We start from the raw sequence: 15,228 nt of genomic DNA, 5'->3' as shown, positions 1-15,228 counted from the left end.
GAGTCGGCGCGAGGGCTCGGGTCCGGGCGTCACATCAGGGGGGTCAGGAAGCGGCGCAGAGCCTCTTCGTACGTCGGTGGGGCGGCGTTCCACATGGCGGCGTGCGGGGCGTCGGGGACCTCGTGGAGGGTGATGAGGCCGGGGTGGCGGGCGGTGAGGCGGCGGGAGAGTTCCCAGGGGGCGACCTCGTCACCGGGGCCGTGGACGATCAGGGTGGGGACGGTGAGGGGCTCGGACGCGCTGGGCGCGGCCTGCTCGGGGCCGGGGCGCAGGCCGGTGCGGCCCTGGGCGGCGCGGACGGCGAGCGGGAGCAGCGCGCCCGGGGTGCGCCGGGCGGCGGCCAGCGCCTTGAGCGTGGTCGGCCAGTCCAGTACCGGGGAGTCCAGGACCAGCCCGGCGATCCGGTCCCGTACGGGAGAGCGGGTGGCGGCGCGCAGGGCCATGGTGGCGCCGGTGGACCAGCCGAGCAGGACGACCTCGCGGGCGCCGTGGGCCACGGCGTGGCGGATCGCGGCGTCCGTGTCGCGCCACTCGGTCTGGCCGAGATGGTTCAGGCCGTCCGGGGAGCGGGGGGCGCCGGGGTCGCCGCGGTAGGCGAGGGCGAGCACCGGGAGGCGCAGGCGGTGCAGGAACTCCATGAGGTTCATGGCGTGTTCGCGGGTGGTGCCCAGGCCGTGCACGGCGATCACCCAGGTGTCCCGGGCGCCGGGCACCCACCAGGCCGGGAGGGTGCCGAGTTCGCCGGGGACCTCGACGTCGGTGTGGTCCAGGCCGAGGGCGGCATGGGGGTCGCCGACGTACAGGTTGGGGGTGAGCCAGACGTGGTCGCCGGGGGTGAGGGTGCCGTGGGTGACGCGTTCCAGGCGGCGTACGACGGTGTCGGCGGAGGGGGCCGCGGCGGTCAGGACGGGGCCGACGACCGCGTGGGTGCCGTCGCCGGCGAGGCCGTAGGTGCCGGGGCGCAGGGAGGCCAGTTGCCGGGTGAGGGTGATCCGGCCTGCGGCGGTGCCGTGCACCGTGAGCCGGGGCTCGGTCGGCAGCGGGCGGCCCGGCGGCGCCTTGAGCGCGGCGTCGCTGGCGAGTCGGCCGGCGGCCACGCTCGCCGCGCCGGCCGCCAATGCCACGGTGACGGCAGCGGCCGTCGCTCTGACAGTGCCCACGGCTCCAGTGTCCCGGCCCCGCTCGCTCCCGGCCAGTGGGAGGAGGGATGGGGAGAGAGCGGGTGTGGGGGTCAGGGGGCGCGTTGGCCGTAGCTCTGGAGTTGTTCGGTGACCTCGTGCAGTTGCCGGGGGGAGAGGAGGGAGGGGGTCAGGCCGGGGACGCAGGAGGCGGTGAGCCAGAGGCGGCACATCCATTCGAGCTGGGCCGTGCGGTCGTACGCCTGGGCGAGGGTGGTGCCGTGGGTGAGGGTGCCGTGGTTCTGGAGGAGGCAGGCGGAGCGGTCCGTCAAGGCGTGGAGCATGTTCTCGGCCAGCTCTTCCGTGCCGTAGGTCGCGTAGGGGGCGACGCGGACGGGGCCGCCCATGGTCGCGGTCAGGTAGTGGATCGTGGGGAGTTCCGGGACCAGGGTGGAGACGGCCGTCGCGTGGACGGCGTGGGTGTGGACGATCGCGCGGGCGTCGGTGGTGCGGTAGACGGCGAGATGCATCGGCAGTTCGCTGGTCGGGGCGAGGGTGCCGATCGTCCGGCGGCCGTCGAGGGCGACGCCGGTGATGTCGGCGGGGCCGAGGCGGTCGTACGGCACGCCCGACGGGGTGACCAGCACGGTGTCGCCGACGCGGACGGAGACATTGCCGGAGGTGCCGACGACCAGGCCGTCGGTCACCGTGCGGCGGGCGGTCGCCACCAGGTCCTGCCAGGCCGTGGCGGTCTCGGTGCCGCCGGTTCGCTGCTCAGACATGGGCGTGATCCTCGCAGCCGGGGTGGTGGTGGCGCATCGGTGCGGGGGTGGCGGGAGGACTTCCGTCGGCCGTTCGAGGGGTTTGGACGGAGATCGACCGGGGATCGATGATCTTCGCCTACTCTCGGGGCGATTTGTCCTGCACTTGTCCTGTACGCCGCCATTTCGGGGGAAGTACCGCATGGCTCACCACCGCACCAGCGCCCACACCCGCACCCGCACCCGCACCCACACCCACGCCGACACCAGCACCAGCACCAGCACCAGCACCAGCACCAGCAGCCACAGCCACAGCCACAGCCACAGCCACCCACATGGTCACCCTCAGGGCAGCAGTCGTCGGGGGCGGGTGGTCGGTGCCTCGGTCGCCGGGCTCGCGCTGCTGGGGGCGGTGCTGCTGGAGGTGCCGGCCGTCGCCGCGAGCAAGCCCAGGGGGCATGACGTCTCGTCCCATCAGGGGAACGTCGACTGGCCGGGGTCCCGGGCCAAGGGGGCGCGGTTCGTGTACGTGAAGGCGACCGAGTCCACGAGCTATCGCAACCCCTACTTCGGGCGGCAGTACGACGGCGCCCGGGACGCGGGGCTGATCCGTGGCGCGTACCACTTCGCGCTGCCGGACAGGTCCTCGGGTGCGACTCAGGCCGCGTACTTCGTGCGCAACGGCGGCGACTGGCGGGCCGACGGGCGGACGCTGCCGCCCGCGCTCGACATCGAGTACAACCCGTATGACACCAAGCGGAAGTGCTACGGGCTGAGCAGGGCGGGGATGGTCGGCTGGATCGGGGCGTTCAGCGACGAGGTGCGGCGGCTCACCGGGCGTCGGCCGGTGATCTACACCACCACCCACTGGTGGAACAGCTGCACGGGTGGCAGCACCGGTTTCGCCGCCGAGCATCCGCTGTGGGTGGCCCGCTACGGCTCGGCGAGCGCCGGGGAGCTGCCGGCGGGGTGGTCGCGGTGGACGATCTGGCAGTACGACGATGGCGGCGACGGCAGCGACAACAGCGCGCTGCCGGGTGACCAGAATCTCTTCAACGGGTCGATGGACCGACTGAGGGCCTTCGCGAGGAGCGACGTCGGCCGGGAGTGAGGGCACCGGTGGCCGGGTACGCGGGCGTCGATCGCTAAGCGGAATGCCAACCCTCCGTCAGATACACCCCAATGCCCCCTTCAGTTCACCATTCGTTCATCTGGGTTACCTACGTTCATCCGGCCGATGACCTCGAACGAATGCCTGGGTAAATGGAAAGCTTCTCGCTGATCCTCGCGATAGTGGTGGTCACCGCACTCGCGTTCGATTTCACGAACGGTTTCCACGACACCGCCAACGCGATGGCGACCACCATCTCGACCGGTGCGATGAGACCCAAGGCCGCGGTGGCGATGTCCGCCGTGCTCAACCTGGTGGGCGCTTTCCTCTCCGTGGAGGTCGCCAACACGATCTCCAAAGGACTCGTCGACGAGTCCGGCATCCAGCCCGAGGTCATCTTCGCCGCCCTGGTCGGCGCGATCCTGTGGAATCTGCTGACCTGGCTGGTGGGCCTGCCGTCCTCCTCCTCGCACGCCCTGATGGGTGGTCTGATCGGCGCGACCGTCGCCTCCGCCGGTTTCGGCGCGGTGCACGGTGACGTACTGATCACCAAGGTGCTGCTCCCGGCGATCGCCGCCCCGCTGGTCGCCGGGCTCGCCGCGATGTTCGCCACCCGCCTCACGTACACGCTCGGCAAGAAGTCCGCGGGGACCAGGTCCTCCGCCAAGGGCTACCGGGCCGGTCAGATCGCCTCCGCGGGGCTGGTCTCGCTGGCGCACGGCACCAACGACGCGCAGAAGACGATGGGCATCATCACCCTCGCCCTGGTCGCCGGTGGCACCCTCGCCCCCGACTCCGACCCGCCCGTCTGGGTCATCGTCTCGGCGGGTGTGGCCATCGCGCTCGGCACCTACCTCGGCGGCTGGCGGATCATCCGCACCATGGGCAAGGGCCTGACCGACCTCCAGCCGCAGCAGGGCTTCGCCGCCCAGACCAGCGCCGCGACGGTCATCCTGGCCTCCTCCCACCTCGGCTTCTCGCTCTCCACCACGCACTCCGTCTCCGGCGCCGTGATGGGCGCGGGCCTCGGCCGCAAGGGCGGGGTGGTCCGCTGGTCCACGGCCACCCGGATGTTCGTCGCCTGGGGGCTGACCCTGCCGGCCGCCGCCGTCGTCGGCGCGCTCGCCGAGTGGGTGTGCAGGTTCGGTCCCTGGGGCACCGGCCTCGTCGCCGCCTTCCTGATCGGCTCCAGCGCCTGGATCTGGAAGCTGTCGCGGCGCGAGGTCGTCGACCACACCAATGTCAATGGCCACGACGACACCGGCGATACCGACGCCGGCGAGCGCACGGACGACCCCGACCTGGCGCCCGGCGTCGTGACCGCCGCCGTCGCCGCCGTGATCCCGCCGCCGACCGTCGCCGCCGAAGAGGCCGCCGTCACGGCCGGTACCGGCTCCCCCGCCGGTCCCGACCCGGCGGCCCCCAAGGCCACGGTCTGAGCCCGCCCGACACACCCCCCTCCCCCAAGGACACAGCAGCATGGAAATCGACTGGGCGGCCCTCGGCTCCGTCTTCGGTGTGAGCCTCGTGGTCACCGTGGCCCTCGTCGGCCTGTTCACCCTCGGTATCGCGGGCCTCTCCCGCCATGAGCGCGCGGCCGAGCGCGGCGGAGGCGCGGCGCTCGCGGTCACCGGCGCGTACACCTGCTTCGCGGCGTGCCTGGGCGCGGTGGCGTACGGGATCTATCTGATCGTCGCCTGACGGGATCGCCTCGTTCGCGCGAGGCGCCCGTGCCGGCATCTGCCAGGGCGGGTACGGGACTTCGGTCCCGTACCCGCCCTGGTGTGGTGTGCGACAGGGCCGGTGTGGGGCTGAGCACACTCTCCCTTCGCAGGTCAGCGGCAGGTTGACGGGTGTTCGGGGCCCGTGGTGGACTGCCGGAGCCATTACGGCGACACGAGAGGAAGCCGGTGCGAATCCGGCGCGGTCCCGCCACTGTCACCGGGGTAGAACCCCGGGAGCCAGGAACTCTCACCGCCGACTTCGTCGAACCAGGGCGCGGACACCCTGAGTGAGGACATTCGCCATGCTCGGCTGCCGAACGCGGCTCACCGCCGGACCTCTCCTCGACCCCACGGCCGGCTGAGCCGATGGCCGCCGAACGCGCATTCGCGTACGGCGCCACCGCCGGACTCCTCGGTGATCTGCTCCTCGGGGATCCGCGCCGCGGGCATCCGGTCGCCGGGTTCGGGATGGCCGCCGGTGCCGTGGAACGGCTGCTGTGGCGCGACCATCGCGGGTGGGGGGCGCTGTACACCGCCGTGTGCGTGGGCGGGGCCGTCGGGCTGGGTGCGGTCGCCGCGCGTGCCGTACGGTCCTCCCCCGCCGCGTCCGTCGTCCTGACCGGCGCCGCCACCTGGGCCGTCGTCGGCGGCACCACCCTCGGGCGGGAGGCCCGGGCGATCGGGCGGGCACTTGAGGCCGGGGACGTCGAGGGGGCGCGGGCGCGGTTGCCGCGCTTGTGCGGACGCGATCCGCAGGCGCTGGACGCCGATGGGATCGCCCGTGCCGTGGTGGAGTCCGTCGCGGAGAACACGTCCGACGCCGTCGTGGGGGCGTTGGTGTGGGGGGCCGTCGGGGGGGTGCCCGGGCTGCTCGGGTTCCGGGCCGTGAACACGCTGGACGCGATGGTGGGGCACCGGTCGGATCGGTATCGGCGGTTCGGGTGGGCCTCGGCGCGGCTCGATGACGTGGTGGGGTGGCCGGGGGCACGGCTCACCGGCGTCCTCGCGGTGGTCGCCGGGGGTGATCCCCGGGGGGCGGTACGGGCCTGGCGGGCCGATGCCGGGAAGCATCCGAGCCCCAATGCCGGGGTCGTGGAGGCGGCGTTCGCGGGGGCGTTGGGGGTGCGGCTCGGGGGGACCCTGTCGTACGCGGGGCGGGTTGAGCGGCGGCCTGTGCTGAATGGTGGGGGGCGGGGTGTGGTGGTCGGTGATGTCGAGCGGGCGGTGCGGGTTTCCTCTCGGGTGCGGTGGTTGGCGTTGGGGGTGGGGGTGTTGCTCCGGGCGCGTGTTGGGCGGGGCCCGGCTTCCGGGGTACGGGCGTTGCCCTCGGCGCGTGTTGGGCTGCGCCCGGCCTCGGGGGTGGGGGCGTTGCTCCGGGCGCGTGTTGGGCGGGGCCCGGCGTTGCAGGCTGTGCCCACCCGTTCCGCCCTGCGGAACGAATGCCCACAGCGGTGCTCAACCCAGCTCTCCCCCAAGGCCCCCGTATGACCGGGCGGGGGCTTGGGTTGCTTGTTGCTGGGACTGCCTCTGATGCCGGGAAGAGTGTGGTGGCCGCCGGGATCGGGCGGTGGCTGGTGCGGCGGGGGGTGCGGGTCGCGCCGTTCAAGGCGCAGAACATGTCCTTGAATTCGTTCGTCACGCGGGACGGGGCCGAGATCGGGCGGGCGCAGGCCATGCAGGCGCAGGCGTGCCGGGTCGAGCCGAGCGCGTTGATGAATCCCGTGCTGCTCAAGCCCGGCGGGGAGCGGAGCAGTCAGGTCGTGCTCATGGGCAGGCCCGTGGGCGAGATGAGTGCGCGCGGGTATCACGGCGGCCGGCAGGAACAGTTGCTGGGGACCGTGCTGGAGTGCCTCGCCGAGCTGCGGCGTTCGTACGACGTCGTCGTCTGTGAGGGGGCCGGCAGTCCCGCCGAGATCAATCTGCGGCGGACCGACATCGTGAACATGGGGATCGCGCGCAACGCCCGGATCCCCGTGCTCGTGGTCGGGGACATCGACCGGGGCGGGGTGTTCGCCTCGTTCTTCGGGACGGTCGCGCTGCTGTCGGCGGCGGATCAGGCACTGGTCGCCGGGTTCCTCGTCAACAAGTTCCGCGGGGACGTGTCCCTGCTCGAACCCGGGCTCGACATGCTCAAGGGGCTCACCGGGCGGGCGACGTACGGGGTGCTGCCGTTCCGGCACGGGCTCGGGATCGACGAGGAGGACGGGCTCCGCGTGTCGCTGCGCGGAACCGTCCGGGAGTCCGTCGTCGCGCCCCCGGTCGGCGCGGACGTGCTGCGCGTCGCCGTCTGCGCGGTGCCGTTGATGTCCAACTTCACGGACGTCGACGCGCTGGCCGCCGAACCCGGCGTCGTGGTGCGGTTCGTGGACCGGCCGGAGGAGCTGGCCGACGCGGATCTGGTCGTCGTACCCGGGACCCGGGGGACGGTCAGGGCGCTGGCGTGGCTGAGGGAGCGGGGGCTCGCGGACGCGCTGGTGCGGCGGGCCTCCGACGGGTTGCCGGTGCTTGGCGTCTGCGGCGGCTTCCAGGTGCTCGGCACTCATATCCAGGACGATGTGGAGAGTCGGCTCGGGGGCGTCGACGGGCTCGGGCTGCTGCCCGTACGGGTGCGGTTCGCGGCGGAGAAGACGCTCGCCCGGCCCGTCGGACAGGCCCTCGGGGAGCGGGTCGAGGGGTACGAGATCCATCACGGGGTCGCCGAGGTCGACGGCGGGAGCCCCTTCCTGCGCGATGACGGCGGGAACCCTCTCGACGGGTGCCGGGTCGGGCACACCTGGGGTACCCACTGGCACGGCTCCCTGGAGTCGGACGGATTCAGGCGGGCGTTCCTGCGCGAGGTGGCCGCCGCCGCGGGGCGCCGGTTCGTGCCGGCGCCCGGTACCACGTTCGCCGCGCTGCGCGAGGAGCAGCTCGACCGGCTCGGCGATCTGATCGAACAGCACGCGGACACGGACGCGCTGTGGCGGCTCATCGAGTCCGGCGCGCCACAAGGACTGCCCTTCATCCCACCGGGAGCGCCCGTATGACCACTGGCCCTGTTGGCACCACCGGCCCTGACGGCCCTGTCCGCCCTCTTGGCAGCATCGGCACCTCTGACACCGGTAACCCTCTTGGCACCACCCACCCCGTCCTGCTGCTCTCCACCGCCGACACCGATCTGCTCGCCGCCCGTGCCTCCGGCGCCCCCTACCGGATCGGCAACCCGACCCGCGTGGACGTCGAGAACGAGTTGCCCGCGCTGCTCGACGGGGCGTCCGTCGCCGTCGTACGGCTGCTCGGCGGCAAGCGGGCCTGGGAGGACGGGCTGGCCGCGCTGAAGCGCTCCGGGGTTCCGACCGTGCTGCTCGGCGGCGAGGCCGTGCCCGACGCCGAGTTGATGGCCGAGTCGTCCGTACCGGCCGGGGTGGTCGCCGAGGCGCTGCGCTATCTGGTCGAGGGCGGGCCCGGCAACCTCACCGAACTGGCCCGGTTCCTGTCGGACACCGTGCTGCTGACCGGCGAGGGGTTCGAGGGGCCGCGGAAGATGGCCGAGTACGGGGTGCACGGCACCCCTCAGCAAGCAGAAGGGCGGCCCACCGTCGGCGTGCTCTTCTACCGGGCCCATGAACTGAGCGGCAACACCGCCTTCGTCGACACCCTCTGCGACGCGATCGAGGCGCACGGCGCCAACGCCCTGCCCGTGTACTGCGGTTCGCTGCGCGGCGCGGACGCGGGGCTGTACGAGATCCTGGGGCGGGCGGACGCGCTGATCGCGACCGTGCTCGCGGCGGGCGGCACGCACGCCTCGCAGGCGTCGGCCGGCGGGGACGAGGAGGCGTGGGACATCGGCGCGCTGGCCGAGCTGAACGTCCCCGTGCTGCAAGGGCTCTGCCTCACCTCCTCCCGGGCCGCCTGGGACGCGTCGGACGCCGCCCTGTCCCCCATGGACGCGGCGATGCAGGTCGCCATCCCGGAGTTCGACGGACGGCTGATCACCGTGCCGTTCTCCTTCAAGGAGCAGGGGCCGGACGACGTACCGGTGTACCGGGCCGACCCCGAGCGGGCGGCGCGGGTCGCCGGGATCGCCGTACGGCACGCGCGGCTCAAGCACCAGCCGAACGCGGAGAAGCGGATCGCGCTCGTGTTCACCGCGTACCCGACCAAGCACTCGCGGGTCGGCAACGCGGTCGGGCTGGACACGCCCGCGTCGGCGGTACGGGTGCTCGACGCGCTGCGGGACGCCGGGTACGGGGTCACCGACCACCCCGCCGAGGGCGATGAGCTGATCCACCGGCTGATCGCGGCGGGTGGGCACGATGTGGAGTGGCTGACGGAGGAGCAGCTGGCGTCCGCGCCCGCGCGGGTGCCGCTCGCCGACTACCGGGCGTGGTTCGACAGGCTCGACCCGGCGCTCAAGGACGCCATGACCGAGGCGTGGGGGGAGCCGCCCGGCTCGCTCTACGTCGACGGGGACGACATCGTGCTCGCCTCGCTCCGGTTCGGGAACGTCGTCGTGATGATCCAGCCGCCGCGCGGCTTCGGCGAGAATCCGATCGCGATCTACCACGATCCGGACATGCCGCCGTCCCATCACTACCTGGCGGCCTACCGCTGGCTGGAGAACAGCTTCGGCGCCGACGCCGTGGTGCACATGGGCAAGCACGGCACGATGGAGTGGCTGCCGGGCAAGGGGCTCGGGCTCAGCGGCGGCTGCGCGCCGGACGCGGTGCTCGGCGAACTCCCGCTGATCTACCCGTTCATCGTCAACGACCCCGGCGAGGGCACCCAGGCCAAGCGGCGCGGACACGCCACGGTGGTCGACCATCTGGTGCCGCCGATGGCCCGCGCCGACACCTACGGCGACCTCGCCAAGCTGGAACAGCTGCTGGACGAATACGCACTGGTCTCCGACCTGGACCCGACGAAGGCACCGGCCGTGCGGGCCCAGATCTGGACGCTGGTGGAGGCCGCCGAACTCCACCACGACCTGCATGTGGACGATCAGCCGGGCGACGACGACTTCGACTCGTTCGTCATGCACATCGACGGCTATCTCTGCGAGATCAAGGATGTGCAGATCCGCGACGGGCTGCACATCCTGGGCGGCGGGCCGGTCGGCGAACCGCGCGTCAATCTGGTCCTGGCCGTGCTGCGGGCCTCGCAGGTGTGGGGCGGGAAGGCCAACGCGCTGCCGGGGCTGCGGGCGTCGCTGGCCGCGTACTTCGGGCTCGGCGAGAAGGAGTTGCTGGCCGAGCCCGGCGCCCCGCTGAAGGTGCCGGCCGAGCTGACGGAGCTGGTGGACGGGCCCGCGCGCAGCGCCGCCGACGCGATCGATCTGCTGGAGCGGCTGTGCCGGCGGCTCGCGGAGGGCATGGAGGCGCGGGGGTGGGCCGCGGCGGCCTGTGCCGGGCTGGTCCGCGAGGTCCTGGGGGGTGTGGAGCTGTCCGACGCCGTCGCCGTGCTGCGGTTCGCGTGCGAGGAGGTGGTGCCGCGGCTCGCCCGTACGACGGACGAGATCGATCACATCCTGCGCGCGCTGGACGGCGGATACGTTCCTGCGGGACCCTCCGGCTCCCCCACCCGCGGGCTGGTCAATGTCCTGCCGACCGGCCGCAACTTCTACTCCGTCGACCCCAAGGCCATCCCGTCCCGGCTGAGCTGGGAGGTCGGGCAGGCGCTCGCCGACTCGCTGGTGCAGCGCTATCTCGCCGACAACGGGGAGTATCCGCAGTCGGTCGGGCTGACGGTGTGGGGGACGTCCGCGATGCGCACCCAGGGCGACGACATCGCCGAGATCCTGGCGCTGCTCGGCTGCCGCCCGGTGTGGGACGACGCCTCGCGGCGGGTGACCGGCTTCGAGGTGGTGCCGCCGGCCGAGCTGGGCCGGCCGCGCATCGATGTCACGGTCCGCATCTCCGGCTTCTTCCGGGACGCGTTCCCGCATGTGGTGGGGCTGATCGACGACGCGGTACGGGCGGTGGCCGAGCTGGCCGAGCCCGCCGACGTCAACTACGTACGGGCGCACGCCGACGAGGACACCGCCGCGCACGGTGACCGGCGGCGCGCGACGGCCCGGATCTTCGGCTCCAAGCCGGGGGCGTACGGGGCCGGGCTGCTGCCGCTGATCGACGCCCGCAACTGGCGCTCGGACGCGGACCTCGCCGAGGTGTACGCGGTGTGGGGCGGCTACGCGTACGGGCGCGGGCTGGACGGGCGGGCGGCGCGGGGGGACATGGAGACGGCGTTCCGGCGGATCGCGGTGGCGGCGAAGAATGTGGATACGCGCGAGCACGATCTGGTCGACGCCGACGACTACTTCCAGTACCACGGCGGCATGGTCGCCATGGTGCGGCATCTGACGGGCGCGAGTCCGCAGGCGTACGTCGGTGACTCGGCCACTCCGGACCAGGTCAAGACGCGCACGCTGGGCGAGGAGACGCACCGGGTGTTCCGGGCTCGGGTGGTCAATCCGCGCTGGATGGCGGCGATGCGGCGGCACGGCTACAAGGGCGCCTTCGAGATGGCCGCGACCGTGGACTACCTCTTCGGGTACGACGCCACGGCCGGGGTGGTGGACGACTGGATGTACGAGAAGTTGAGCGCCGAGTACGTCTTCGATCCCGAGAACCAGGACTTCATGAAGAAGTCGAACCCGTGGGCGCTGCGCGGGATCACCGAGCGGCTGCTGGAGGCGGCGGACCGGGGGCTGTGGGCGGAGCCCGACGCCGACACGCTGGAGCGACTGCGCGCCATGTATCTGGAGCTGGAAGGCGACCTTGAGGGCGGCCTTGAGGGCGGCCTTGAGGGCGATCTTGAGGGCGGCCTTGAGGTCTTGGAGGGCGAGGACAAGTGAGCACCCCGTTTCCGTTCACGGCCGTGGTCGGTCAGGACGATCTGCGGCTCGCGCTGCTGCTGAACGCCGTGTCGCCGGCTGTCGGCGGTGTGCTGGTGCGTGGCGAGAAGGGCACCGCCAAGTCGACGGCCGTACGGGCGCTGTCGGCGCTGCTGCCCGCGGTGCGGGTGGTCGCCGGGTGCCGGTTCTCGTGCGACCCGGGCACCCCCGACCCGGCGTGCCCGGACGGGCCCCATGAGCCCGTCGCCGCGCTGGAACGCCCCTCGCGGATGGTCGAACTGCCCGTCGGCGCCTCCGAGGACCGCCTCGTCGGCGCCCTCGACATCGAACGGGCCCTCGCCGAGGGCGTGAAGAGCTTCGAACCGGGACTGCTGGCGCAGGCGCACCGCGGGATCCTGTACGTCGACGAGGTCAACCTCCTCCATGACCATCTGGTCGATCTGCTGCTGGACGCGGCGGCGATGGGCGCCTCCTACGTCGAGCGCGAGGGTGTGTCGGTGCGGCACGCGGCCCGCTTCCTGCTGGTGGGGACCATGAACCCCGAGGAGGGCGAGCTACGGCCGCAGCTCCTGGACCGGTTCGGGCTGACCGTCGAGGTCGCGGCCTCGCGGGAGCCGGACCAGCGGGTGGAGGTCGTACGGCGCAGGCTGGCGTACGACGACGATCCCGACGTCTTCGCCGGACGGTGGGCCGCCGAGGAGGCCGCCGTACGGGCGCGGATCGTGGCGGCGCGGGAGCTGTTGCCGTCGGTGCGGCTGGGTGACGGGGCGCTGCGGCAGATCGCGGCGACCTGCGCGGCCTTCGAGGTGGACGGGATGCGGGCCGACATCGTGATGGCCCGTACGGCGACCGCGCTGGCGGCCTGGGACGGGCGTACGGAGGTGCTCGCCGAGGATGTCCGGCAGGCCGCGCTGCTGGCGCTGCCGCATCGGCGGCGTCGCAATCCGTTCGATGCGCCGGGGCTGGACGAGGAGCGGCTGGATCGGACGTTGGAGGAGTTCGCCGGGGGCGGTGACGGTGACGGTGACGCGGGTGGGGACGGTGGCGGTGGCCCCGGTGACCGCGACGGTGACGACGATCCCGATCCGGGTGGGGGCGGTGGGGGGCGGCCTGATGCCGGGGAGCCGTCCGGTGATGGTGGTGCCGGGGGGCGGCCCGAGGAGTCGGGGGACGGGGAGAGTGTGCCGTCCGGTGCCGGGGAGCGGTCCGAGGAATCGGGGGACAGGGAGGGTGTGCCGTCCGGTGCCGGGGAGCGGTCCGCCGTACCGGCCGCGGAGCCGTTCCGTACCAAGACGCTGAGCGTTCCCGGGATCGGGGAGGGGGCCACCGGGCGGCGTTCGCGGGCGCGGACCGAGCATGGGCGCACGACCGGGGCGCGGCGGCCCCGGGGGGCGCTGACCCGGCTGCATCTGGCGGCGACCGTGCAGGCCGCGGCGCCGCATCAGCGGGCGCGGGGGCGGGTCGGGCCGGGGCTCGTGGTGCGGCGGGACGATCTGCGGCAGGCGCGGCGGGAGGGGCGCGAGGGGAATCTGGTGCTGTTCGTGGTCGATGCCTCCGGGTCGATGGCGGCGCGGCAGCGGATGAGCGCGGTGAAGGGGGCGGTGCTGTCGCTGCTGCTGGATTCGTATCAGCGGCGGGACAAGGTGGGGCTGGTGACGTTCCGGGGGGCGGCGGCCGAGGTGGCGTTGCCGCCCACGTCGTCCGTGGATGCGGCCGCGGCCCGGCTGGAGTCGTTGCCGACGGGTGGGCGTACGCCGCTCGCGGCCGGGTTGCTGCGGGCGCACGAGGTGCTGCGGGTGGAGCGGTTGCGGGATCCGGCGCGGCGGGCGCTGGTGGTCGTGGTGACGGACGGGCGGGCCACGGGTGGGCCCGAGCCGGTGGCGCTCGCCGGGCGGGCGGCTCGGCTGTTCGCGGCGGAAGGGGTTGCGTCGGTGGTCGTGGACTGTGAGTCGGGGCCGGTGCGGTTGGGGTTGGCGGGGGGGCTCGCGGGTGAGCTCGGGGGGGCTGCGGTGACGTTGGACGAGTTGCGGGCGGATGCGATTGCTGGGTTGGTGCGGGATGTGCGGGGGGGTGTTTCGGGTTTGGGTGCGGGTTCGGGTGCTGCTTCGGGTTCGGGTGCGGGTTCGGGTGCTGCTTCGGGTTCGGGTTCGGGTTCGGGTTCGTGGAGGGTCGCGTAATGCCTCAGGGGCAGCCGAGTGTCGTGCCTGATGACGGGCTGACCACGCGTCAGCGGCGGAACCGGGCGCTGGTCGTGGTGCACACGGGCGTGGGCAAGGGGAAGTCCACCGCCGCGTTCGGGCTCGCGCTGCGGGCCTGGAATCAGGGGTGGCCGATCGGGGTGTTCCAGTTCGTGAAGTCCGCGAAGTGGAAGGTCGGGGAGGAACGGGCGCTTCGGGTGCTCGGGGACTCCGGGGAGGGCGGGTCCGTCGCCTGGCACAAGATGGGCGAGGGGTGGTCCTGGGTGCAGCGGGACGCGCAGCTGGACAACGAGGAGAAGGCCCGGGAGGGCTGGGCGCAGGTCAAGCGGGATCTGGCCGCCGAGACGTATCGGCTGTACGTGCTCGATGAGTTCGCCTATCCGATGCAGTGGGGGTGGGTGGACACCGAGGAGGTGGTGTCCGTGCTGCGGGCCCGGCCGGGGACGCAGCATGTGGTGATCACCGGGCGGAACGCGCCTGCCGGGCTGGTCGAACTCGCCGATCTGGTGACGGACATGTCCAAGGTGAAGCATCCGATGGATGCGGGGCAGAAGGGGCAGCGGGGTATCGAGTGGTGACGTCCGCGTCTTCCGTGCCCCGGCTGGTGGTCGCCGCGCCCTCCTCCGGTAGTGGGAAGACCACTGTCGCGACGGGGTTGATGGCCGCGTTCGCCGCGCGGGGGCTTGCCGTGTCTCCGCACAAGGTGGGGCCGGACTACATCGATCCCGGGTATCACGCGCTCGCCACCGGGCGGGTGGGGCGGAATCTCGACGCGTATCTGTGCGGGGCCGAGCTGATCGGGCCGTTGTTCCTGCACGGGGCGCGGGGGTGTGATCTCGCCGTGGTCGAGGGGGTGATGGGGCTCTTCGACGGGGCGGCCGGGCAGGGGGAGCTGGCGTCCACCGCGCAGGTGGCGAAGTTGCTGCGGGCGCCGGTGGTGCTGGTGGTGGACGCCTCCGCGCAGGCTCGGTCGGTGGCGGCGCTGGTGCATGGGTTTGTGTCGTGGGATCCCGAGGTGTGGGTGGGGGGTGTGATTCTCAACAAGGTCGGGTCCGATCGGCATGAGGAGTTGTTGCGGGAGGCGCTGGAGGCGGTGGGGGTGCCGGTGCTGGGGGTGTTGCGGCGGGGGGAGGAGGTGGCTACGCCCTCGCGGCATCTGGGGTTGGTGCCGGTGGGGGAGCGGCGGGGGGCGGCGGTGTCCGCGGTGGCGGCGATGGCCTCGCGGGTGGCGGGTGGGTGTGATCTGGAGGCGGTGTGGGGGTTGGCGCGGGGGGCTGGTCCGCTGGGTTGTGCGGCGTGGGATGTGGGTGAGGTGGTGGGTTTTTCGCCCCCGCCGCCCCTACCCTTCCCGTCCTCCAGGGGCGCTGCCCCTTCGACCCCGGGTTCTGGGGGCTGCCGCCCCCAGGCCCCCGCTTCGGCCCTGGACGGGCCTCGTCCTCAAACGCCGGACGGGCTGGAGAGGAGCGGGCGTCCGATCGTCGCCG

10 protein-coding genes, 1 pseudogene and 1 riboswitch are annotated in these 15,228 nt (G+C 72.9%); of the genes and pseudogenes, 9 read left to right on the top strand and 2 right to left on the bottom strand.

Translation table 11 applies throughout. From position 1 onward, the window contains the following. Positions 1 to 29: 29 nt before the first annotated feature. Positions 30 to 1,160: an alpha/beta hydrolase gene (locus ACFRFC_RS29615; RefSeq protein WP_382690801.1), complete on the bottom strand. Its 1,131-nt coding sequence runs from the start codon at positions 1,158 to 1,160 to the stop codon at positions 30 to 32. Between the two features lie 71 nt (positions 1,161 to 1,231). Next, entirely contained in the window at positions 1,232 to 1,900 is a 669-nt protein-coding gene (locus tag ACFRFC_RS29610) for a class II aldolase/adducin family protein (protein WP_382690798.1), read from the bottom strand. A gap of 181 nt (positions 1,901 to 2,081) precedes the next feature. On the opposite strand from ACFRFC_RS29610, the gene ACFRFC_RS29605 reads away from it, so the two are divergent. The 9 genes and pseudogenes from ACFRFC_RS29605 to ACFRFC_RS29565 all read left to right on the top strand — a co-directional run. After that, complete coding sequence (locus ACFRFC_RS29605) at positions 2,082 to 2,990, top strand: lysozyme (RefSeq protein ID WP_382690796.1); 909 nt, start codon at positions 2,082 to 2,084, stop codon at positions 2,988 to 2,990. 152 nt (positions 2,991 to 3,142) lie between these two features. Continuing rightward, the gene (locus tag ACFRFC_RS29600) at positions 3,143 to 4,429 is read left to right on the top strand and encodes an anion permease (protein WP_382690793.1); all 1,287 of its coding nucleotides are present in this window, start codon (positions 3,143 to 3,145) and stop codon (positions 4,427 to 4,429) included. 40 nt (positions 4,430 to 4,469) lie between these two features. Continuing rightward, positions 4,470 to 4,691, top strand: a complete 222-nt coding sequence (locus ACFRFC_RS29595; protein ID WP_382690790.1) for a hypothetical protein — start codon at positions 4,470 to 4,472, stop codon at positions 4,689 to 4,691. A gap of 151 nt (positions 4,692 to 4,842) precedes the next feature. Continuing rightward, a riboswitch (cobalamin riboswitch) is annotated at positions 4,843 to 4,982 on the top strand. Between the two features lie 98 nt (positions 4,983 to 5,080). Then, positions 5,081 to 6,202, top strand: a complete 1,122-nt coding sequence (locus ACFRFC_RS29590; RefSeq protein WP_382690787.1) for a cobalamin biosynthesis protein — start codon at positions 5,081 to 5,083, stop codon at positions 6,200 to 6,202. After that, positions 6,199 to 7,740, top strand: a complete 1,542-nt coding sequence (locus tag ACFRFC_RS29585) for a cobyric acid synthase (protein WP_382690784.1) — start codon at positions 6,199 to 6,201, stop codon at positions 7,738 to 7,740. Before ACFRFC_RS29590 ends, ACFRFC_RS29585 begins: the two co-directional genes overlap by 4 nt. Then, positions 7,737 to 11,546, top strand: a complete 3,810-nt coding sequence (gene cobN / locus ACFRFC_RS29580) for a cobaltochelatase subunit CobN (protein ID WP_382690782.1) — start codon at positions 7,737 to 7,739, stop codon at positions 11,544 to 11,546. The genes ACFRFC_RS29585 and cobN overlap by 4 nt, the downstream gene beginning before the upstream one ends. After that, a complete protein-coding gene (locus ACFRFC_RS29575) occupies positions 11,543 to 13,723 on the top strand; it encodes a putative cobaltochelatase (protein ID WP_383112669.1) in 2,181 nt (726 codons plus the stop codon). Before cobN ends, ACFRFC_RS29575 begins: the two co-directional genes overlap by 4 nt. Next, the gene (cobO, locus tag ACFRFC_RS29570) at positions 13,723 to 14,322 is read left to right on the top strand and encodes a cob(I)yrinic acid a,c-diamide adenosyltransferase (RefSeq protein WP_382690777.1); all 600 of its coding nucleotides are present in this window, start codon (positions 13,723 to 13,725) and stop codon (positions 14,320 to 14,322) included. The genes ACFRFC_RS29575 and cobO overlap by 1 nt, the downstream gene beginning before the upstream one ends. Further along, a pseudogene (locus tag ACFRFC_RS29565) lies at positions 14,316 to 15,206 on the top strand (cobyrinate a,c-diamide synthase); the annotation flags it as partial. The gene cobO and the pseudogene ACFRFC_RS29565, both read left to right, overlap by 7 nt. Between the last annotated feature and the right edge of the window lie 22 nt (positions 15,207 to 15,228).

The sequence above is a fragment of the Streptomyces sp. NPDC056734 genome (assembly GCF_042790455.1).
Lineage (GTDB): Bacteria > Actinomycetota > Actinomycetes > Streptomycetales > Streptomycetaceae > Streptomyces.
Note: the sequence above shows the minus strand (reverse complement) of the source record. Positions and strands in the feature narration are given on the sequence as shown.

Excerpts from the sequence above, each read along its gene's own strand:
- cobO (WP_382690777.1), top strand. The coding sequence starts at position 13,723 with ATGCCTCAGGGGCAGCCGAGTGTCGTGCCTGATGACGGGCTGACCACG.
- ACFRFC_RS29610 (WP_382690798.1), bottom strand. The coding sequence starts at position 1,900 with ATGTCTGAGCAGCGAACCGGCGGCACCGAGACCGCCACGGCCTGGCAG.
- cobN (WP_382690782.1), top strand. The coding sequence starts at position 7,737 with ATGACCACTGGCCCTGTTGGCACCACCGGCCCTGACGGCCCTGTCCGC.
- ACFRFC_RS29595 (WP_382690790.1), top strand. The coding sequence starts at position 4,470 with ATGGAAATCGACTGGGCGGCCCTCGGCTCCGTCTTCGGTGTGAGCCTC.
- ACFRFC_RS29600 (WP_382690793.1), top strand. The coding sequence starts at position 3,143 with ATGGAAAGCTTCTCGCTGATCCTCGCGATAGTGGTGGTCACCGCACTC.
- ACFRFC_RS29590 (WP_382690787.1), top strand. The coding sequence starts at position 5,081 with ATGGCCGCCGAACGCGCATTCGCGTACGGCGCCACCGCCGGACTCCTC.
- ACFRFC_RS29585 (WP_382690784.1), top strand. The coding sequence starts at position 6,199 with ATGACCGGGCGGGGGCTTGGGTTGCTTGTTGCTGGGACTGCCTCTGAT.
- ACFRFC_RS29605 (WP_382690796.1), top strand. The coding sequence starts at position 2,082 with ATGGCTCACCACCGCACCAGCGCCCACACCCGCACCCGCACCCGCACC.